Consider the following 20,074-nt stretch of genomic DNA (forward strand, 5'->3'; position numbering starts at 1 on the left):
ACCCCATCGCGCATGCGCGAGACGTTGACTGGTACAACGTCTCTCGCTCCGAAAGGCAACCATGCCCGCAATTCTTTTCGGCTCGATCAGCACACTCGTCGACACGTCCGAACTGCAACGCCGCTCGTTCAACGAGGCCTTCGCAGCGCACGATCTGAACTGGAACTGGTCCCGTGACGACTACCGGGCGATGCTCGGCTCGAACGGTGGTGCCGACCGCATCAGCGAGTACGCATCCGATACCGGCACCGAGGTGGACGCCGCCGCCGTGCATGCAACGAAGTCCGAGATCTTCCAGCGTCTGATCGGCGAATCCGACGTGAAGACGCGACCGGGCGTGGCCGACACGATCGACTCCGCGAAGGCTAACGGCCTGAAAGTCGGCTTCGTGACGACCACCTCGCGGGACAACATCGACGCACTGCTTGCTGCCCTGTCTCCCGAGCTCACCGCCGACTCGTTCGACGTCATCGTCGACGCATCCTCGGTGGACGCAGGCAAGCCCGACCCCGCATCCTACGAGTTCGCTTTGAAGACGTTGGGCGAGAACGCATCCGACAGCGTGGCCATCGAGGACAACGCCGGCGGCGTTGCGGCGGCATCGGCCGCGGGCATCACGTGCGTCGCATTCCCGAACGAGAACACCGCAGGCACCGAGTTCGGCTCGGCCACCGACACCGTCGATGCACTCGATCCCGAGCGCGTACGCGCTCTGATCGCAGCCTGACCCTTCATCCACCCCAGGAGTAATTGTGAGCAATCTTCAGGCCCAGGTCGTTGCCGGGGACAGGTCGTTTCGCGTCGAGGGATACGAGCGCATCGAGTACGACCTGATCTACGTCGACGGCGTGTTCGCAATCGAGAACACCGAACTGGCCGACAGCTACCGACCGTACGGTCGCGCGCTGATGGTCGTCGACGAGTCTGTGCACGAAATCTACGGTGACCGGATCAGCGCGTACTTCGACCACTACGACATCGACCTGACGGTGGTTCCGGTTCACATCGCGGAGACCGCGAAGTCGCTGGAGACGTTCGAGCGCATCGTGGGAGAGTTCGATGCGTTCGGCCTGGTCCGCACCGAGCCGGTGCTTGTGGTCGGTGGCGGATTGACCACGGACGTAGCAGGTTTCGCGTGCGCCAGCTACCGTCGCAACACCCCGTACATTCGCATTCCCACCACGCTGATCGGCCTGATCGACGCGAGTGTGTCCATCAAGGTGGCCGTCAATTACGGAAAGCACAAGAACCGCCTCGGTGCCTACCACGCGTCGCAGAAGGTGCTCTTGGACTTCTCGTTCCTCGGCACGCTGCCCGAGGATCAGGTGCGCAACGGCATGGCCGAGCTGATCAAGATCTCCGTCGTCGGCAATCTGGAGATCTTCGAGATGCTCGAACAGTACGGTCCCGAATTGCTGCGAACCCGATTCGGTCATCTGGACGGAACAGCGGAATTGCGTTCGGTCGCAGACAGACTGACCTACTCGGCGATCGCGACGATGCTCGAACTCGAAGCCCCCAATCTCCACGAGATCGACCTCGATCGTGTCATCGCCTTCGGCCACACCTGGAGCCCGACTCTCGAGCTGACCCCGCCTGCACCGTTCTTCCACGGCCACGCGATCAACATCGACATGGCGCTCTCGACGACCGTCGCCGAGCAGCGCGGGCACCTGTCCACGGCCGACCGCGACCGCGTACTCGGCGTGATGGCGAGTATCGGCCTGGCACTGGACAGCCCCTACCTGACACCCGAATTGCTCTCCGAGGCAACGGCATCGATCCTCAAGACTCGCGACGGTATTCTGCGGGCTGCGGTGCCGGATCCGATCGGTACGTGCCGCTTCCTCAACGACCTCGACCCAGCCGAGCTGGCCGATGTCCTGACGCTGCACAAGAAGATCTGCCTGGACTTTCCGCGGGCAGGCGAAGGCCTCGACATGTTCACCGCGCCGACGCCGTGACGAAGGCCCCGCGACCGGTGACCCCGACGACCATTCTGGCGCGTGAGCTGAGCGAGATAGCAGATCTGCTCGCCGCCGGCGTCGGGGTCACCGACGAGCTGACCACCCGTGTTCATCGAGCCCGCGATCTCGCAGCGGGACTCGACCCGTACCTCGACACCTGCACCACCTCCCAATCCGCAGCACTGGCGACACTGGCGTCGCGGACCCGCACCGAGGACTGGAGATCACGTGACGTCGTCTCCGGCTCGGGGCCCCTGGAGATGGAAATGCTCTCCGGCCACGTGGAGGGACGCTTCCTTGCGTTCCTCGTGCACATGACCCGAGCAAAGCGAGTGCTCGAGATCGGTATGTTCACCGGCTACTCGGCTCTGGCGATGGCCGAGGCCCTGCCCGCGGGCGGCGAGGTGGTCGCGTGCGAGGTGGATCCGTTCGTGGCCGAGTTCGCGCAGTCCTGCTTCGCGGAATCACCTGCGGGCTCGTCCATCACGGTGGAGGTGGGGCCGGCACTGGACACCCTGCGCCGGTTGGACGGAACGTTCGATCTGGTCTTCGTGGACGCCGACAAGACCGGATACCGCGAATACGTGGAGCACTTGCTCGGTAGCGAGCTGCTGGCCGAGAACGCCGTGATCGCCGTCGACAACACCCTGCTGCAGGGCGAGCCGTACAGCGAACAGCCCACCGAGAACGGCCGAGCCGTCGCCGAATTCAACGATTACGTGGCGAACGACCCCCGCGTGGAGCAGGTACTGCTTCCTCTGCGCGACGGCGTGACTCTGATCCGTCGAACATGATTCGTACGGTTGCCGCGCTGTTCGGCCTCGCAGTCACCCTTCCCGCCGATCTCGCGGCGGCCGGGGTGGCTGTCGTTCGCGGCGAACGGCCCGCCACGCGCCGATCCGATTCACCCAAGACTGTCCTGATCAGCGGCGGGAAGATGACCAAGGCCCTGCAGCTCGCGCGGTCTTTCCACCTCGCCGGGCATCGCGTCGTCCTGGTGGAATCGGCCAAGTACCGCTTCACCGGGCATCGGTTCTCCCGGGCGGTCGACCGATTTCACTGCGTACCCGAGCCGACCGAACCCGGTTACGCCCGAGCACTTCTGGATGTGGTGCTCCGCGAGGGCGTCGACGTCTTCGTCCCCGTAGCAAGTCCCGCTGCAAGCATTCACGATGCCGACGCACGGGCACTCCTCGATCCACACTGCGAGGTGGTTCACGGTGACGGCGATACGGTTCGCATGCTCGACGACAAGTCCCGATTCTCCGAACGCGCTGCAGCGCTCGGCTTGCGCGTTCCCGATTGGCGGCGCATCACCGATGTGAAACAGATCGAGGAGTTCGACTTCCCACCGGGCCGCGAGTACATCCTCAAACGCATCTCCTACAACCCGGTCGGCCGAATGGACCTGACGCGGTTGACCCGCGACACGCCTGCCGACAACGTACGGTTCGCACGCGGTCTCGGGATCTCCGAGGACGATCCGTGGATTCTGCAGGAATTCATCGCCGGGCAGGAGTACTGCACCCACGGCACCGTCCGTGGAGGACGGCTGCAGGTGTACGGCTGCTGCGAATCGTCGGCGTTCCAGGTGAACTACGAGATGGTCGACAAGCCCGAGATACGTACCTGGGTCGAGAAGTTCGTCGCCGACCTCGGAGTCACCGGCCAGCTGTCGTTCGACTTCATCGAGGATGCGGACGGTGCCGTCCATGCGATCGAGTGCAATCCGCGCACCCATTCGGCGATCACCATGTTCTACGACCACCCCGACGTCGCTGCGGCGTACCTCGAGGACGGACACCCCGAGATCGTGCCGCTCTCCTCGGCCCGCCCGACCTACTGGATCTACCACGAGGTGTGGCGACTGCTCACCGAGGGCAACCGAAAGGCGCGCCTGGGCAGCATCTTCCGCGGCAAGGACGCCATCCTGACGGGATGGGATCCAGTGCCGTACCTGCTGGTGCACCACCTCCAGATTCCGTCGCTGCTCGTGCGGAATCTGCTGGCACGACGCGGATGGTCTCGCATCGACTTCAACATCGGCAAGCTCGTGGAGAACGGAGGCGACTGATGGCCCTGTCGGTCCTGGTTTTGGTCGGATCGTCGGTGGACGAGTTCCATTGCGATCTGTCCCGGGTGTACGCGGGCGGATTCCTCGAGGCGCTCGGTGGTGATCCCGCCTACCGGTTCGAGGTGGCGTTCGTCTCCCCCGGTGGGCTCTGGAGCTTCCCCGGTGGCATCGATGCCGCCAGTGTGGCTGCGGCGCACCAGATGCCGTTGGCGCAGGCGGTGGAGGTCATCTCGTCGTGGCATTTCGACGTCATGGTGCCGCAGATGTTCTGCCTACCCGGCATGACGACATACCGCAGCCTGTTCGATCTGTTGGGTGTGCCGTACGTGGGCAACGGTCCGGACGTGATGGCGATGACGGCCGACAAGGCCCGTGCCCGAGCCGTCGTCGCGGCGGCCGGAGTCGCCGTTCCCGCCGGTGTCGTGGTGCGCTGCGGCGACGACATCGACGTCGATCTGCCGGTGGTCGTCAAGCCCGTGGACTCGGACAATTCGATGGGCGTCACGCTCGTTCGCGAATCCGACCGTCTGGCAACCGCAGTGAGCGAGGCGTTGACGTACTCGTCTGCGGCACTGGTGGAGTCGTACGTCCCGTTGGGCCGCGAAGTCCGCTGCGGCATCGTCGAACGCGACGGTGAGCTGATCTGCCTACCGCTCGAGGAGTATGCCGTCGAGTCGATTCGTACCAGCGCCGACAAGTTGAATCGCACGTCGGACGGGGATCTGTATCTCGTCGCGAAGGAACAGACCAAGGCGTGGATGGTCGACGTCTCCGATCCGATCACCGAGAAGGTCTGGGCGGCAGCACGATCGTGCTATCGATCGCTCGGCTGCCGACACTACGGTCTCTTCGACTTCCGGATCGACCCCGACGGTAGACCGTGGTTTCTCGAGGCCGGCCTGTACTGCTCGTACTCACCGTCGAGCGTGCTGGCGGTGATGGCCTCGGCGGCAGGCATCGCCGTGGACGAACTGTTCGCACGATCGCTCGACGAACTGTCGGTGAAGGAGATGTCCTCGTGACGCTGGGAATCGAGATCGACGAAGTGGACCTGAGCTCCACCGCGATCGAAGAACTGCGAACGTTGTTGGCCGAACACGGCGTGCTGATTCTGCGGAAGCAGCCCCTGGACGACGCACGCTTCCTGGCGTTCCTCCGACGGTTCGGCGACATGATGTTCACCGAGGGCGAGACGCCCGTGCCGGGCTTTCCCGATCTGAACGTCATCAGTAACGTCGGCCGAACCACACCGCCGAAATCGACCTTCCACGTGGACACCACGTACGTGGCGAATCCGCCTGCCTACACCGCATTACGCGCGGTCGAAGTACCGGAGTCGGGTGGCAGCACGTTGTTCAGCGACCAGTACGCGGCGTACGACACCTTGCCTGCCGACCGCAAAGCGGACCTGGCCGGAAGAACGGTGACGCACCGAGTCACCGGGGTGGCGTCGGACACCGATTCCTGTGCCGAACATCCCTTGTTCGCAGTGCATCCCGTGTCCGGCCGCACCGCATTGGCGTTGTCGGCACCCGCCCGGTGCGTGGCGATCAGCGGAATGTCCACCGAGCAGGCGCACGAGACCGTGCGATACCTGTTCGAGCACTCCACTCGCGAGACGAACCTGCTGACGCACTCGTGGGCACCGGACGATGTGGTGATGTGGGACAACCGATGTGTGATGCATCGAGCCGATCACAGCGCAGTGTCGGGAAACAGGGTGATGCACCGTGGAATGGTCGCGAATGGGAAACCTGCGTCGGTTGTGTGACCGACAACTCAAAGTCTTGCCGGTTCGCTTCAGGTCAGGAGAATCGAGTCATGACTTCCCCATTGACGATCAGCCGGGAGACAGCCGTCGGTGCCGAAGCTCGTCTGTCCTGGATTCTGTCCGGACTCGCGGGGATGGTGGGTGCAGTCGCCTTCCTGCATTCCGCCGGCTACTTCGTGACCTTCATGACCGGCAACACCGAACGTGCTGTGGTCGGGCACTTCGGGCACCCCGAGGGCAAGGAGGTCACCCCGGGGGCCTCACCGATCGCGGCTCTCTCGCTCATGGGGTCTTTTCTGGCCGGCGTGATCGTCTCGTCGATCTGTCGGCGTCGCTACTGGTCCAACCACCCACACGGAGCAACGGTGCTGACCACGATCGCGCTCGCCGGAGCGGGAGCGATCGACATCGCCATATCCGGATGGTCGTCGGCCACCGTGAACTTCTACCCGATTCTGCTGGTGGCCTTCGCACTCGGTGCACTGAACACCGCGTTCACGAAGAAGGAGGAGACCTACATTCCCCTGAGCTATGTCACCGGCACCATGGTCAAACTCGGCCAGGGTATCGAGCGGCACATGTTCGGCGGCGGGACGCGCTACGACTGGCTCTGCTACACAGCCCTTCTCGGATCCTTCGCATTGGGTGGTGCGATCGGTGCCTTCATCGGCGTCGTCATCACCGGCCCGCAGGTACTGCTCCTCACCGCCCTGATCAGCTTGGGCGCGACGATCTTCACCTTCACCCACACCGAGCGTCGCACGTTGCTGGGGTGAAGCCACCGATCCGGTTCAGCCCTCGACCAGCGGCGAGGCCACGACGATCTTGCGCAACATCTGCTCCGTGAAGCTCGAGGACAGGCGCGATCCGATCAGCACTTGCCGCTGCACCAGACCTTCGATCATCACCACGAGGGTTTCGGCGTCGGACGGTGGATCCTCGGAGTCCAGCGAGGCGACGATCCACTGGGTGTACGTGACGAATGCTGCCCGCTGACTGTCGAACAACTCGCGGATCTCGTCGTCGTGCTGCGCCTCGCCGAGCATGATGTGGCGAGCGATCACCCGTTTGACGGCATCTCCCGACGTCATGGCGTCGATGAAATCGATGATGCGGGACACCACGACATCGGCGGTGAGTGGTTTGACGTCGACCAGGCTGCCGAACGTCGCTCCGGCCACCTCGAAGTCGCGGACGAACAATTGGCCGAGAGCCAGGTGAAGCAGCCGACTCCGGGTGGGCGCGTGGTAGTTCACCGACCCGGGACCGAGTCCTGCTGCCGCGTCCACTGCCCGGTGCGTCAAGCCGCGGAGCCCTTGGGTGGCGAGCACCTCGATAGCGGCGGTGGCGATCTCGTCGCGCCGACGCACTCTCGACTCATCGTCCTTGGGGTGTGCCGGACTCATACCGCGCAGTGTAGTGCCAGGCCATTGACATCCGCCGATTCCTGGCCCTAGCCTCAACGAATGTTGAGCAGGGTGGGGACATGAGCCGGGGGCCTTCCAGACGCCAGATCATGATCGGAGCGGCCGCCGCGGCCACCATCGCCGTGGTCGGCCCGGTAGCCAGGGCAGCAGCGGTGCCGGCGACCGGTTCGAGCGACGAGTGCGGCGAGCGCTATCAGGGCTATCGCGACGCCGATCGACATCTGCCGTACGCCCGATACATGGCGCAGCGAACGACGCCGGCACCGGCCGTCGTCGCGGACACCTGTGCGGGCCCCGCGCTCGCGCCCGAGTCGATTCCCGGATTCGATTCGATCACAACCGATCTCGCGCCCACCGGCTACTCCACGATCGAAACCGGATACGGTCGACGCGCCGACGGAGTGACGTTCGTGGCGGTCCGCACCGCGATGCCGCGCGTGACCGCGGCGATGTGGGACTGGTGGTTCGGCTGGCATTCCACCGAGGCCGCCCGCTACAAGTTGTGGCACCCGGATGCCCACCTGTACGCCGCTCTCGCGGAGGATCGGACAGCACTCGACATACCCGACAAGGCCAAGTACGTCGGCAACACGACGTTCGTGGACGAGTACGTCGGGCCGAAGCTGCAGCAGCTGGGTATCGCTTTTCGCGATCCGATTGCGCACGGCTTCGACGTTCCCGAAGATCAGACGATCGTCTTCGGCCGAGTGGGCAGCTCCATAGCACCGGTGGACCTGGGCTGGCTGGCCCACCAGGTACGCCCCGTCGACGGCGGTGCCGAGATGCGTAGCCGCTTCTTTCTGAACCTGCGAGGGCTGCACGTACCGGACGTCAAGCAGGCCGCGTGCGCCGTCCGCCGTGGGGCGTCGGTGGACCCGACGGACCTGGTTCTCGGACTCGACCTCGCCCGAGATCTCTTGCTGCACTGCGGACAGGAAATGAACCACCTCGCCGGTTTCCTACCGGAGCTGTACGAGGAGTTCGGGGGCTGATCGTTCTCGGCGGCTAGTGGCCGAAGAATACTTTCGCCAGCACGATGAGCGCGGCGACCGCGGCAGTGGCCAACCCACCCAGAATCGCGCGGAAGGTCAACGGGTTGCCACGAATTCGTTCAGTGACCAGCTGGATCGTGGCCATGCGCACCACGATGACGCCACCGGCCAGCAGTTCCGACCACTGCCCAGGAAGCACCGACAACCAACCGAGTGCCAACATCAGCGCGGGGATGGTGCCGGAGCTCAGGATGGGCACGGCGTCGCGCAGTTCCTCGAAGGCCTTGAACGTGCGCTGCTCGTCGGTCGCATCACCGTGCGCTTCGGGAATCTGACTGCTTGCGACGAAATCCGCGAACACGTGCGCCAGGAACGTCGTCACCGCAGTGGCCAGAACCAGAACAGCGGCCGTTCCGTGTTCGATCGAGCTGGGCGTCGATGCAGCGACCGCTGCGAGGACCAGGATGTTTCCGTAGACGTAGGCGGACAGCCTCCTGGCCGCCCGCGCCGGCTCCAGCGGGCCGTCGGCGCGGGTGACCAATCGGCGATACAGCCGTGTTCTGCGAATACGGGGTTCTGCGTCGCTCATGCAGGAGATCGTTGCACGGTGGGCGAGATCATTCGACGGGAACGCCGAGCCGACCGGCCTGGTAGTCCTCGAATGCCTGCAGCACTTCGGACTTGGTGTTCATGACGAACGGGCCTGCCATCGCGACGGGTTCCCTGATCGGCTTGCCGCCGAGAACGAACACCTCGAGCGACTCCCCCACCGCCGAGGCAGACATCTCGATGGTGTCGCCGCGGCCGAACAGCGCAGTCTGCCCCATCCTGATCGGACGCTTCTCCGCGCCTACCGTGCCCTCTCCCGCGAGAACGTAGACGAGTGCGTTGAATTCACGATTCCACGGCAGCGTCAGCGCCGCGCCCGGTGCGATCGTGCTGTGCGAGAGCGCAATCGGAGTGTATGTCGAACCCGGCCCCTGCATTCCTGCGATCTCGCCGGCAATGACGCGGACCAACGCACCACCGTCGGGACTCGACGCCAACGCGACCTTGCTGCCGGTGATGTCCTGGTAACGCGGGTGCGCCATCTTGTTCTCACGCGGCAGATTGACCCAGAGCTGAACACCGTGGAACAGCCCGCCGGACATCACCAGATGCTCCGGCGGGGCCTCGATGTGCAGAATGCCACCGCCCGCCGTCATCCACTGGGTGTCGCCACCGCTGATGATTCCGCCGCCGCCGTGAGAGTCCTTGTGCTCCATGATGCCGTCGATCATGTAAGTCACCGTCTCGAATCCGCGGTGCGGATGCCACGGCGTTCCCTTCGGCTCACCGGGCGCGTAGTTCACCTCGCCCATCTGGTCCATGTGGATGAACGGATCCAGGGACGACATATCCAACCCGGCGAACGCTCGACGGACCGGAAAGCCTTCGCCCTCGTATCCCGTCGGTGCCGTCGTGACGGACCGGACCGGCCGAGGGACGGCGGTGGCGTCGGGCATGGGGATTCGGGGCAACGCGAGGATGTTGTCGACGGTCACTGCGGGCATGGGCGTCCCTTTCGGCAATGTAGTTGACTCTGCAACTACTATACCGACCTCAACCCGACGGTGTCCGGCGGTATTCCCGCGGTCAGCCCTGCCGGTCGGCCAGCCATTGCCTGATCTCGTCGGTCGGTTGCTCGACGATGTCGTCGAATTCCGAGTGCTTGCCCACGAAGGCTGCAACCAGTTCGCAGATCGGCACGATGCGCTTGGCGTCGACGCGGGTGGCGTCGAGCGCCTGTTGCACGAGAATCGTTGCCAGTCCACGTCCGCCGTAGGCCGCGTCGACCTCGGTATGGAAGAAGATCCGTCGCGCATCCTCGTCGTCGACGAACTCGGTGAAGCCGACCTGCGTGCCGTCGACCGAGACGGTGAAACGATCTGCCTGCTGGGTGATTTCGACCTGCGCACCCGTTTTGTCGACCGTCATGTCGCGCTCCTCGCTTCGCCAGGCGCATACCGCGCCGAATCATCGTCGATCATTCTCGTCGAAATTGCAGCCGTTCGAAGAACTCGACCGTACGGACACTCACGGTTCACCTCGAAGGTCGGGTTCGTCGCCTCGAATCGGCTCGGTCTCGAGCATCGCCAGATCACGGAGCAGTTCCGATGCCGCAATCACCGACAATTCGAGTCCGCTGTGAAAGACGTGGACGATCTTCTGTTCGCCCCACATTCTCGGATTCGACACATTGAAGCCGGGAAACGCCATGATCACCGCCGTCGCGGAATCCAGACGCTTGTTCAGCGAGATCTGGGCACCCTTGTCTTGCGGATCCTCACGCTTCCATCCTCTTTCACCCAGCGCGAGCAGCTGATCGGTAGTCGTCTTACGACCCTCGAGTGCTGCCATCTCGGCGGCGACATCCGTCCTGAAGACCTCCCGTCGGACCTGCTCGAAAGCCTGTTCCGGCATGAAGGTCCAGCTGCCGAGCGAGTCGCCCATCGTTGCCGGGTGGGCCACGACAACAAGATCGCCGTCTGCGACCTCGATATCGCGGCCGTCCGGGCCCACGGGGCGACGCAGCTCGGAAAATCGGAAGTATCGTCCGTCCGTCGTCGACCACACCAGAGCACTGCACAGATGCCAGGTCAACGGATGCCCGACGAGATGGGTCCGAACCTGCGACAGGGTCCAGCGCCGCTGGTTCACCATGGCTTTCTCGAACCGAGAAACGAGTTCGGTGCGCACCCCCTCGAGATCCTTCCTCAGGTCGGTGTACCGACGGTATTCCTCGCGCGCACCGTCGGAATCGGTGCGGCCGGGCCTCGGTACCCGGTCTCGGACCCTACCGTCGTTGTCTTCGACCACTATTCGAAGCTCGTGATCGAACGTGAGGGTGAAGGTTCGGTCTCCGTAATCGAAGGTCGTCGTACCGTCCGCATCAAGCCCCAGGTTCGGCACCAATCGGTCGGCAAGTTCGAGAGGCGTCAGATTCAGCTCGTCGGCGATTCGGTGAATCAGTTTGTCGGCCTTGGCGCGAAGAGCAGGAAACCGGAGCGACTGCGAGATCGACCACAGGTGTCCGAGCGCGGCGTCGCTCCCGATCATGGCGAGGGCCTCGAGTCCCATCGCCGCGCGTCGGTGCGCCGACTGAAGCGGCCAGGTCCTGATCAGCGGGGTCAATTGCCGCGCAGTGTCGTCGTCACCCACTATCCCGAGGGCGTCGAGAGTCCAGCTCTGCGCTTCCGGAGCGCCCGCCCGCAACCACCTCTCGAACATGTCCCAGACGAACTTCGCGAGTTCGGGATGGCCGACGAGTTCACGAACGATATCGACGCCGGCGTACACCTCGTCCATTCGTGACAGCGAGAACATGGTGCAGATCGTGCGGATCGCGTCGGACGGCAGCTGTGCGCGCTCTCCCTGCAACGTCAACGGGGGGAGCAACGCCGGGTCCAGCCAGTCCGGGATGACCGGAATGTGCCGCGGCAGGGCCAGAAGTGGATCTGCGTCGACGATATCTACTATCGCCGCACCAGCCGGCGCCCCGTACGACCGTCCAGCAGCGACCACGGCGTCTCGATGTCCGCGTCGCGCAAGAGTGCACAGTGCGCGTCGGGCAAGGGTTCGGCTCGGTCCGGTACGGCCGAGAGCAAGAGGAACCAGATCCGATGTTGCACTGTCGATGTGGCGATCGAACCATTCGAACGCGACCGGTCTGAGCGACTTCTTGCCGAGCCATTCGAGCATTGTCGTCGTCAGTTGTCCCCCGACGACGGGCAGTAACACCTGCGCCTGACCGGCCGGTGCAGCGAGGACGGCACGAAGCACGAAATCGAGTGCATCGCCTTCGAATCGGGCCAACAGTCGGCCCAACGAGATGGCACCTCGATACGCGTAACGCGGCGTCGGGGCGTACGACAGCACCGGACGCAGCAGATGCTCCGGAGCGTACGAGATCTCGTGCAACGACCAGAAACCTGTGCCTCGACCGAACGCGGCGACCACCTCCGGCCAATCCCGGCGCCCGAGATAGGGCACATAGACGTCGATGGCCTCGGCCCACTGTCGCTGCTCGTCTCCCCGCCATGCCACACGCAGCGGCGCTGGGGGACTTTCGAGACGAAATACCTGCTCTCGGACGTCTCCGCGATCCATGGATTCGGCGCGGTCGAGCCACGGTGGATCACGCAGCAGCGCAGGGACATCCGACGATTCGAGCGTTGTTCCGGATACCCGCTTGCGCATCGCGGACTCCGGATGAACGTGCTCCAGATCCCGGCGCAGCCGCTCCGCCTCCGGCCCGGAGGCGTCGGCCAGCAACCGCGCGGCTCGCTCGGGCGATCGTGCTATCGCCTCGATCACGGCGGGCTCGATGTACTTGCTACCCAGCCGAGACACCAAGTGCTCGAATCCCGAGTCCGTGTCTATCTCACCGAGTATCCCGGCACACCATTTCTTGTGCTGGGCAGACAGGTTGCCCTCGAACAACTCGGCTACGAAGGGCTCGACACCCGGTCCGATATTCGCACACAGTGCGTATACGAAGTTCATGCTCATCCCGGTGGACCAGATCGCATGATCTCGCGTTTCTTCGAGCGCGAGAATTTTCTCGACCGACTCGACCGAGTCGACGCTGGCCAAGAGGTAATAGCAGTAGCTCCGGTAATAGCGGTGGACGGTCTGCGACCGCGCGATGTCCGCAGCAACCCACTCGTGCTGGGTCGGGAACAGGAACGACGTCAACAGATTGCACCCGATTCGCGCGCCACGCTGCGGCGCGAGCCTGTCCACCGCGTTCGCATAGTCGTCGGCGGGGAGGGCAGCCAACGCCGTGCGCACCCTGCTCGCCGAATCTCCGAACACGACATTGCGAAGGTCGTCGGGATCTCGCACGCCGAGTGAGTGCCGGGTACGCGATCGATCCGGTACGAGTTCGCGGGTCACCAACTCCACGCCTACGGCCTCGGCGAGCATCTCCGCAGCGAATACCGCGCCGAAGCGGCCGATGACGAAGTCCACGAATGGAACTCGCATCTTGTGCTCCGGCTGATCGGTGACGACCGTAAGAGTCAGAGCAGCACCGGTAGGGGTCACACCGGTGCCCGAGAACCGTCCGTCGACGAAGGCGTGCGCGGCCGCCGACAGCTCCGAATTCGACTCGGGATGGTCGACTGTTTCGCCGAAACGTCCGGCGGTTCGAACAAGCAGGTCGTCGATAGCGGCTTCCTTCGCAGCCACCGCTGTGACTGCCGCCTTCGTGCTGGCTCTCGGCCGGGTGGATCGAGGTTGCGGACTCCGCCCGTGGAACGCCTCGCCGCGTCGCCACCACAAAGCGGGGACTTGCCATCCGGTCTGTCGCGCACCCACCCGACGACCATAGAACAGAACGCCTACGCCGGCGGGAAAGTCGGGAGGCTGATTCCGATACGACGTCGTCGCATAAGCCCAGTTCAACACCGCTCGGAATTGCCGACCAGCGCCTCTGTACGGTGGAGCGAAGGACCTCGACCGATGAATCATCCAGGGAAAGGAACTTCATGGCTCAGCCAGACAGGCTGGAGAAAGACCCGAACAAAGGTTTTGTGGCCCTGCTGGGCTGGAGTTTGGCCGCGGTGGAAGCACTGGACAAGTTCGATCGGCGCTACGTCGTCGTTGCCCCGGAGTGGGCCGAGGCGTACTGCACCGAGCACGACATTCCGTACCTACCGTGGAACTTCGAGCGACTCAACGATCGCTCGCTCGAGATCGCCGAAACACTGCAGAGCAAAGGCGTGGACGTCGCGATACCGCTCTACGAGGAGACGGTCGAGTGGGCCGGCGCCATCAACTCGGTACTTCTGGGCAACCCTCGGCTGTTCGGGCAGGCGATGCTGTTGCGCGACAAGTCCTTGATGAAGCGCCGTGCTCAGCTCGGCGGCATTCGGGTGGGCATCTTCGAGGAAGCCCACGACCGTGAGGACGTCATTCGATTCCTCAAACGTGTCAACCAGACGCTACTCAAGCTCGACGGCGATCCCAACGACCCGATTCATGTCAAGGCTTTCGACAAGGCCGGTTGCCTCGGCCACCGCGTCATTCGCACCCCTGACGAGGTCGACTCCATTCCCGACGAGGAATTTCCGGCGCTGATGGAATCTCACCTCGACGGCTGGGAGTTCGCTGTCGAAGCATGGATTCACAACGGCAAGATCAAGTTTCTCAACATCTCGGAGTACGTCACGCTCGGCTACTCGGTGTTCGTTCCTGCGACACCCGAGCTGGAGAAGTACCGCGAGCAGATCACGGTGCAGATCGAGAAGCTGATCAAGACCTTCGACATCGAGTTCGGTTTCATTCACCCCGAGTACTTCGTGACCAGTGACGGCGAGATGTACTTCGGCGAAGTTGCTTACCGCCCACCGGGTTTCAAGGTCTTCGAGCTGTTGGAGCGGGCCTACGGGTTCAACGCATACCAGGGCCTCGCGCTGGCATTCGACCCGAAGACCACCGAGGAGGAGATCGACGCCTTCTTCCCGAAGGAGGTGGTCGACGCCACCGGTCACGCCGGATGCTTCGGCGTCTACCCGCGTCGACGCGTCGTCAGCGATCTCGTCATCCCCGAGGTCACCGCGGACGACGACTACTACGAGACCAACGACCTGTCGGCTCCGGTCGAGGAAACCGTCACCAAGAGAACGGCATTCGGCACGCACTGGGGCCTGCTGTACTTCTTCGGCGACGATCCCTACCGAATGCGCGATCTGCTCAAGCAACAGGAAGAACTGGACTTCTACGTGTGAAGCAGCAACTCGGGGACGACACCAACCCACCGTCACAGACGATGCACGAGCCGGCACCGACCAACGCGACCACGGCCGTGGACAGAGCGTTGGCATCACGTTTGGCGCAGCTCGACCATGCGATGCACGCGTTGGCCGATGCACCCGAGTTCAGCAAGAACACCAAGGTGCGGCGAGTTCTCGATGCGTTGCATCGAGTCTTGTTGCAGCCCGGTGGTTGCGGTGCAATTCGCGAACGCGCCGAGATGCTCGAGAATGCGGGGCTGTTCGCGGGCACCGACTGGGCCCAGCCGGACATTCTCGTTCCGGGGTTCGTGGGGCCCAGCCTGCGCAGCGGCAACGACGACACCTTCGTGCTCGAGGCGACCAGCGAACTGCGGATGGTCGCGATCGTTGCGGGCGAGTACGAGCATGCTGCGGTGACCGCCGAGGATGCCCGTCGGTTCCTTTCTCAGGTTCTCGCGGTCAATCTCGACGTGCTGTTCACACCCCCGTCCGAGTCCGAGCGAGTTCGCCTGGGTCGTACCGCGCATCTGATCCGTGATCTGTTCGGGTACGTGGCCGGGCAGATCGGCTACGACAGTGTGCTCGACGAGTTGGTCGAAGAAATCTGGCGGATCCTGCGGCAGCGCCCGATTCAGGTGGACACCATCAAGGACATGGTCACCCGCATCGCAATCTATCGTGACGATCCGACCGTCGACCTCGGCAACTCCGGGCAGGGCCTGGATCGGTTGATCACGGCCCTGTTCGGAACCACCGATGCGTGCCGAGAGGATCCGGGCGTCGAGGTGTACCGGTCGCGGCTCGAAGCGATGGACGTCGAGGCGTTGCAGTTCGAGGCCCGCGGATTCGCGCGAGCGATGCACGACACCGGACTGGTCTCGCCGTACCACGCGACGCTGACGCAGTATCTCGTCGACCACTACTCGTACGTTCTGCCCGAGGCCCTCGGTCTGTCCGACACCGGCCGGACCTGCCTGACGCGGTACCCCGAACTGGTCCATCGCCTCATCGAAGAAACGGTGTACCCCGAAACCGCGCAGTGCCTCTACGGTTTGGCGCTGCTGCTCGATCGCGGGATTCTGCATCAGCCGCCGATCGTGCCGTCCCTGTGGCGACAGATCTCGTTGAAGCTCGCCCCTGCGGTGCGGGAACGACTGATCACCACGTTCGGGCCGGTCCCCGCGCCGGAGTCACGCTTGCTCGGCGGTTTGCTCTCGATGCTCGGTCAGCCCCTCGGCGTCGGTCAGGGCGACAACCCGACGTGTCAGTCGGCGCGGGCCTTATCGATGTGGGCCTACAACGATCCCGACTACCTGCTGCAGATGGTGGTGTGGGCGGCGCGTGACGAGGAGATCGTCATGCACTTCGAGGGGCAGTCGATCTCGTCGACCGACAGTGTCAGCGGCGTCGCCACGTCCGATCCGGTGGACCTCGATCCCGCGTCGCTGTTGCTGGTTCCGCACCTCGACCGCATCTACGCCGAGATGGTCCGGCGTTGCGCCGATCGTCCCGGCGATCCGCACCGCTGGGTCAATCCCGAGTTCCACGGATGGTGGTCGGCGCGCGAGTTCCACATCGACGTCGATGTCGAGACCGGCAATCTCGTCGACCTGGACGCATTTCTGCGGCAGTTCTATGCCGCGTACCACTCGGAGTACAACGGGCACCAACCGTTGATCCATCCGCAACCGGCAGGTGTGGCCGTAACCGACAGTGCCGCACGGTATGTGGGGTGGCACGCCATCACGATCCTGCGCGTGAACACCGATCCCGACGGCGTCATGCGGGTGTACTTCTTCAACCCGAACAACGACAGCGGCCAGGACTGGGGTGACGGCGTCGTGGTGGGAACGGCGGGCAACGGCGAACGCGCAGGCGAGGGTTCGCTGCCGTTCGACCAGTTCGCCTCACGGCTGTACATATTCCACACCGATCCCCTCGAGAACGGCGAGCCCGAGAGAATTCCCGCCGAGGAGATCGAGCGGATCCGGGGATACATCGAGCGGAGTTGGGGCGCAGAACGTTCGGTGCCCGAGGCCTGAGATGCACGATGCGCCCCGAGTCCGTGACTCGGGGCGCATCGCTGTTCGGTCGGGCGTCAGTCCTTCTTGTCGAGCGAGTCCGGCTTGTGCACCGCGTCCTTGCCCGACTTGTCACTCTCGACGCGGTACTGCGGCTCGTCCTTCGATGCCTTCACGGTGCGGCCCGCGGCTTCGGTCTCGGAGGTGATCTTCTCCACCACCGTTCCCTCGGTCGTGGTGCCGTGGGTCTTCCATTCGACCTTGTCGCCCTTGTGCAGTTCGTCTTTCGCCATGGTCAGGGTGTCCTTTCGCCGATGATGTCTCACGTGCGCTTACCCGCGGGAGTGGCGGCGCAATCAGCTGGTTCCCAGAGCCGGTGCCAGCGTGGTGAACCAGGCTTCGCGCAGCTGATCCTCGAACAACGGCCAGGTGTGCGCGCCCTCCTCTCGCATGGAGACCGTTGCCGGCACATCGGCTCGGCGCAGGGCGTCGACGAAGATCGATGTGCAGTGGTTGACCATCGCTTCGACCACCATTCCTCCGAACGGCGGGATCGCGCCCTCGGGGATCCGATCCACCGGTCCGGGGAGCCCTCGAGACGAGCTGACATACACCGCCGTTCCGCGTAGACGCTCGACGTTGAGCGACGGGTCGTGATCGCGCCACCCCTGACTTCCCGGCAGGCCCCACATGTTGAAGGGGTTGTTGAGTCCGCCGGCGATCATCGCCGAGATGCCCGCAGTGGCAAGCGGGTTGGAGGGTGCCGGACACCCACTGAACGACGCGGCCGCGTCGAACACATCCGGGGCCTGGATCGCCAGGTCGAGTGCGGGACCACCACTCATCGACAGCCCCGCCACGCCGCGCCTGCCGGTCGATCCATAGGCCGCGTCGACAGCGGCGGGTAGCTCGCGGCTGAGGTAGGTCTGCCACATGTTGCTGCCGAGCACCGGATCCGTTGTCTGCCAGTCGGTGTAGAAGCTGAAGCGGCCGCCGATCGGTGCGACGACGGTGACGTTCTTGTCCAGGAAGAAATTCTCGACGCCGGAGTTGTTGAGCCACCCGACGCCGTCCTCGTTGCCGAGTGCGCCGTTGAGCAGCACCAGAGTGGGTGCGGGTCCACCGTCGGGGGAATGCAGCACCTCGTTGGAGATGACGCGATTCATGGACGGGGAGAACACGTTCAGCACAGCGCGAGTCGCCGACACCTGATGGATGCCGACCGCTCCGGCAGCCGCGTCGGCCGATCCCGAGTTCCCCGGCAGCGCCTGCGCCGTCGTTCCGGTCATCAGCATCGACGCCACCGCGGCGGCCGTCACGACCACAGCGGATCGAGTTCGCTTCTTTCTCTTCTGTCCCACACGCAACATCAGCACCAATCGAGGGTCGCACGAATTTCGCTTCCTACCGCTAACGATCGGATTACGAAACCGATCGGTCCGTTCGCTCGCGGCGGTCTCGGCCGGCCCGTAACCGCGCGGCCTGCAGCGTCAGATGGTGCCGCTCGGGGATCGACGACGCCTGCTCCGCCGCCTGCACGTACAGGTCGGCAGCACGCAGCAGATCACCGGCCTTCTCGCACAGGTACGCGGCCGCCGCCGTGTGCCGCGGGACGGCCGGATCGACCTCGCCGAGTGCCTCGAGCCCCGCCGCCGGACCGTCGGCCTCCCCGATCGCCACCGCTCGATTGAGTCGCACGACGGAACTGTCGGTGAGAGCGAGCAACTCGTCGTACCACTCGACGATCTGCGGCCAGTCGGTCTCGTTCACAGTCGGCGCATCGGCGTGCAGGGCGGCAATGGCCGCCTGCGTCTGGAACTCGCCCAACCGATCCTGCGCGAGCGCTGCCTGCAGAATCCACACTCCCTCCGCTATCAGCGTTGTGTCCCAACGAGATCGGTCCTGCTCCGCGAGCGGGATGACGTGGCCGTCGGATCCGGTCCTGGCCGAACGGCGTGCGTGGTGCAGAAGCATCAGCGCCAACAGCCCGGATGTTTCCTCGTCGTCGGACAGTTTGGCCAACTGCCGGGTCAACCGGATCGCCTCGGCCGCCAGATCGACGTCGCCGGTGTACCCCTCGTTGAAGACGAGATACAGCACCCGTCGCACTGTCCCGACATCCCCGGGCGCGTCGAAACGCACGTCGCGCACTGTGCGTTTGGCTCGGCTGATGCGTTGCGCCATGGTCTTCTCCGGAACCAGGTACGCCTGCGCGATCTGCCGCGTCGTCAATCCCCCGACGGCACGCAGCGTCAGCGCCACCGCTGCCGCCGGACCGAGCGACGGGTGCGCGCACAGAAAGAACAACTGCAACGTGTCGTCGACGCCGCCCACTCTGCCGGGATCCGGTTGCGCAGCGACTCGATCCTCGCGGGCTCGTCGCGCCTTCTCGGAGCGTTGCGCGTCGAGAAACTGTCGCCACGCGACGGTCACCAGCCAACCCTTCGGGTCCGTCGGCTCGGCGTCGACCCACGTCGAGTTCGCCTGTACCAACGCCTCCTGCACGGCGTCCTCGGCCGACGCGAAATCTGCTCCGCGGTGGACGAGGACGCCGATCACTGCGGGCGTCAATGCCCGCAGCACCTGGGGGTCCATGGTGATCGTCAGTCGGCGATCGTGGGAGGAGCCTCCATGAACGGGCGCAACTCGAGCCACTCGTCGATCGGTTTGCCCCCTGCGCCCGGCGCAGCCGACAGCTGTCCGGCCAGCTCGAGCGCGCGATCGTAGGAGTCGACGTCGATGACCATCCAGCCTGCGATCAGGTCCTTGGTCTCCGCGAACGGACCGTCGGTGACGGGTGGTTTCCCTTCCCCGTCCGAGCGCACCCACGTTCCCTCGGGGGCCAGGGCCTGCGCATCGACGAACTCTCCGGTCTTCTCGAGCTCGGCGGCGAAATCTCGCATGAACTGGATGTGGTCGTTCACTTCGGCAGGGGTCCACCGGTCCATGGGAACCCAGTCGGCCGGCTCGGGGGCTCCGCGGTAGTGCTTGAGCATGAGGTACTTCGCCATGGTGTCTCCTGACAGTCGGTGCGGCCATTCTT

19 protein-coding genes are annotated in these 20,074 nt (G+C 64.4%); 10 read left to right on the top strand and 9 right to left on the bottom strand.

Features of this window, described 5'->3' with window-relative positions; genetic code table 11:
• Window positions 1-61: 61 nt before the first annotated feature.
• Genes CH295_RS04540 through CH295_RS04570 form a run of 7 tightly spaced genes read left to right on the top strand, consistent with a single transcriptional unit; the run spans window position 62 to window position 6,588 of the window.
• Window positions 62-727 carry an HAD-IA family hydrolase gene (locus CH295_RS04540; RefSeq protein ID WP_037194457.1) on the top strand — a complete coding sequence of 222 codons (666 nt, stop codon included), beginning with the start codon at window positions 62-64 and terminating at the stop codon, window positions 725-727.
• A 25-nt stretch (window positions 728-752) separates the two neighbouring features.
• Window positions 753-1,964, top strand: coding sequence for a sedoheptulose 7-phosphate cyclase (locus CH295_RS04545; protein WP_094632955.1), 1,212 nt, complete (start codon window positions 753-755; stop codon window positions 1,962-1,964).
• 17 nt (window positions 1,965-1,981) lie between these two features.
• Window positions 1,982-2,761 (top strand): O-methyltransferase, encoded by a 780-nt coding sequence (locus tag CH295_RS04550; protein ID WP_094739919.1) that lies wholly within the window; start codon window positions 1,982-1,984, stop codon window positions 2,759-2,761.
• The gene (locus tag CH295_RS04555; RefSeq protein WP_094739895.1) at window positions 2,758-4,041 is read left to right on the top strand and encodes an ATP-grasp domain-containing protein; all 1,284 of its coding nucleotides are present in this window, start codon (window positions 2,758-2,760) and stop codon (window positions 4,039-4,041) included. Before CH295_RS04550 ends, CH295_RS04555 begins: the two co-directional genes overlap by 4 nt.
• Window positions 4,041-5,063: a D-alanine--D-alanine ligase family protein gene (locus CH295_RS04560; protein ID WP_094739896.1), complete on the top strand. Its 1,023-nt coding sequence runs from the start codon at window positions 4,041-4,043 to the stop codon at window positions 5,061-5,063. Before CH295_RS04555 ends, CH295_RS04560 begins: the two co-directional genes overlap by 1 nt.
• On the top strand, window positions 5,060-5,812 hold the full coding sequence (locus CH295_RS04565) for a TauD/TfdA dioxygenase family protein (RefSeq protein ID WP_094739897.1): 753 nt from the start codon (window positions 5,060-5,062) through the stop codon (window positions 5,810-5,812). Before CH295_RS04560 ends, CH295_RS04565 begins: the two co-directional genes overlap by 4 nt.
• 50 nt (window positions 5,813-5,862) lie before the next feature.
• On the top strand, window positions 5,863-6,588 hold the full coding sequence (locus tag CH295_RS04570; RefSeq protein WP_052047998.1) for a YoaK family protein: 726 nt from the start codon (window positions 5,863-5,865) through the stop codon (window positions 6,586-6,588).
• Between the two features lie 15 nt (window positions 6,589-6,603).
• On the opposite strand, the gene CH295_RS04575 is transcribed toward CH295_RS04570, so the two are convergent.
• Complete coding sequence (locus CH295_RS04575) at window positions 6,604-7,218, bottom strand: TetR/AcrR family transcriptional regulator (protein ID WP_052047997.1); 615 nt, start codon at window positions 7,216-7,218, stop codon at window positions 6,604-6,606.
• An 80-nt stretch (window positions 7,219-7,298) separates the two neighbouring features.
• Here CH295_RS04575 and CH295_RS04580 point away from each other — a divergent pair, with 80 nt between their 5' ends.
• The gene (locus CH295_RS04580) at window positions 7,299-8,231 is read left to right on the top strand and encodes a DAPG hydrolase family protein (RefSeq protein ID WP_252341902.1); all 933 of its coding nucleotides are present in this window, start codon (window positions 7,299-7,301) and stop codon (window positions 8,229-8,231) included.
• Window positions 8,232-8,244: 13 nt separating this feature from the next.
• Here CH295_RS04580 and CH295_RS04585 read toward each other — a convergent pair whose 3' ends face one another.
• The 4 genes from CH295_RS04585 to CH295_RS04600 form a co-directional block, all read right to left on the bottom strand.
• Entirely contained in the window at window positions 8,245-8,820 is a 576-nt protein-coding gene (locus CH295_RS04585) for a hypothetical protein (protein WP_037194450.1), read from the bottom strand.
• Between the two features lie 28 nt (window positions 8,821-8,848).
• Window positions 8,849-9,784 carry a pirin family protein gene (locus CH295_RS04590; protein ID WP_037194448.1) on the bottom strand — a complete coding sequence of 312 codons (936 nt, stop codon included), beginning with the start codon at window positions 9,782-9,784 and terminating at the stop codon, window positions 8,849-8,851.
• Between the two features lie 82 nt (window positions 9,785-9,866).
• Window positions 9,867-10,208: a GNAT family N-acetyltransferase gene (locus CH295_RS04595; protein WP_094739898.1), complete on the bottom strand. Its 342-nt coding sequence runs from the start codon at window positions 10,206-10,208 to the stop codon at window positions 9,867-9,869.
• 99 nt (window positions 10,209-10,307) lie between these two features.
• Complete coding sequence (locus CH295_RS04600; protein ID WP_170945742.1) at window positions 10,308-13,463, bottom strand: DUF4132 domain-containing protein; 3,156 nt, start codon at window positions 13,461-13,463, stop codon at window positions 10,308-10,310.
• A 299-nt stretch (window positions 13,464-13,762) separates the two neighbouring features.
• Between CH295_RS04600 and CH295_RS04605 the strand changes: the two genes are divergently transcribed.
• Window positions 13,763-15,004, top strand: a complete 1,242-nt coding sequence (locus tag CH295_RS04605; protein WP_094739900.1) for an ATP-grasp domain-containing protein — start codon at window positions 13,763-13,765, stop codon at window positions 15,002-15,004.
• A gap of 41 nt (window positions 15,005-15,045) precedes the next feature.
• On the top strand, window positions 15,046-17,052 hold the full coding sequence (locus CH295_RS04610) for a hypothetical protein (RefSeq protein WP_094739921.1): 2,007 nt from the start codon (window positions 15,046-15,048) through the stop codon (window positions 17,050-17,052).
• A 56-nt stretch (window positions 17,053-17,108) separates the two neighbouring features.
• On the opposite strand, the gene CH295_RS04615 is transcribed toward CH295_RS04610, so the two are convergent.
• From CH295_RS04615 to CH295_RS04630, 4 genes are all read right to left on the bottom strand, one after another.
• Entirely contained in the window at window positions 17,109-17,324 is a 216-nt protein-coding gene (locus tag CH295_RS04615) for a hypervirulence associated TUDOR domain-containing protein (RefSeq protein WP_037194440.1), read from the bottom strand.
• Between the two features lie 63 nt (window positions 17,325-17,387).
• On the bottom strand, window positions 17,388-18,350 hold the full coding sequence (locus CH295_RS04620; protein WP_252341903.1) for an alpha/beta hydrolase: 963 nt from the start codon (window positions 18,348-18,350) through the stop codon (window positions 17,388-17,390).
• A gap of 103 nt (window positions 18,351-18,453) precedes the next feature.
• Window positions 18,454-19,626, bottom strand: a complete 1,173-nt coding sequence (locus CH295_RS04625; RefSeq protein WP_094739901.1) for an RNA polymerase sigma factor — start codon at window positions 19,624-19,626, stop codon at window positions 18,454-18,456.
• 8 nt (window positions 19,627-19,634) lie between these two features.
• Window positions 19,635-20,042, bottom strand: a complete 408-nt coding sequence (locus tag CH295_RS04630; RefSeq protein WP_037194437.1) for a YciI family protein — start codon at window positions 20,040-20,042, stop codon at window positions 19,635-19,637.
• Window positions 20,043-20,074: the final 32 nt, after the last annotated feature.

The sequence above is a fragment of the Rhodococcus sp. 14-2483-1-2 genome, from assembly GCF_002259405.1.
GTDB lineage: Bacteria > Actinomycetota > Actinomycetes > Mycobacteriales > Mycobacteriaceae > Rhodococcoides.

Coding starts and splice junctions, on each gene's coding strand:
- CH295_RS04540 (WP_037194457.1), top strand. CDS start 62: ATGCCCGCAATTCTTTTCGGCTCGATCAGCACACTCGTCGACACGTCC.
- CH295_RS04555 (WP_094739895.1), top strand. CDS start 2,758: ATGATTCGTACGGTTGCCGCGCTGTTCGGCCTCGCAGTCACCCTTCCC.
- CH295_RS04560 (WP_094739896.1), top strand. CDS start 4,041: ATGGCCCTGTCGGTCCTGGTTTTGGTCGGATCGTCGGTGGACGAGTTC.
- CH295_RS04570 (WP_052047998.1), top strand. CDS start 5,863: ATGACTTCCCCATTGACGATCAGCCGGGAGACAGCCGTCGGTGCCGAA.
- CH295_RS04575 (WP_052047997.1), bottom strand. CDS start 7,218: ATGAGTCCGGCACACCCCAAGGACGATGAGTCGAGAGTGCGTCGGCGC.
- CH295_RS04580 (WP_252341902.1), top strand. CDS start 7,299: ATGAGCCGGGGGCCTTCCAGACGCCAGATCATGATCGGAGCGGCCGCC.
- CH295_RS04585 (WP_037194450.1), bottom strand. CDS start 8,820: ATGAGCGACGCAGAACCCCGTATTCGCAGAACACGGCTGTATCGCCGA.
- CH295_RS04590 (WP_037194448.1), bottom strand. CDS start 9,784: ATGCCCGCAGTGACCGTCGACAACATCCTCGCGTTGCCCCGAATCCCC.
- CH295_RS04595 (WP_094739898.1), bottom strand. CDS start 10,208: ATGACGGTCGACAAAACGGGTGCGCAGGTCGAAATCACCCAGCAGGCA.
- CH295_RS04605 (WP_094739900.1), top strand. CDS start 13,763: ATGGCTCAGCCAGACAGGCTGGAGAAAGACCCGAACAAAGGTTTTGTG.
- CH295_RS04610 (WP_094739921.1), top strand. CDS start 15,046: ATGCACGAGCCGGCACCGACCAACGCGACCACGGCCGTGGACAGAGCG.
- CH295_RS04615 (WP_037194440.1), bottom strand. CDS start 17,324: ATGGCGAAAGACGAACTGCACAAGGGCGACAAGGTCGAATGGAAGACC.
- CH295_RS04625 (WP_094739901.1), bottom strand. CDS start 19,626: ATGGACCCCCAGGTGCTGCGGGCATTGACGCCCGCAGTGATCGGCGTC.
- CH295_RS04630 (WP_037194437.1), bottom strand. CDS start 20,042: ATGGCGAAGTACCTCATGCTCAAGCACTACCGCGGAGCCCCCGAGCCG.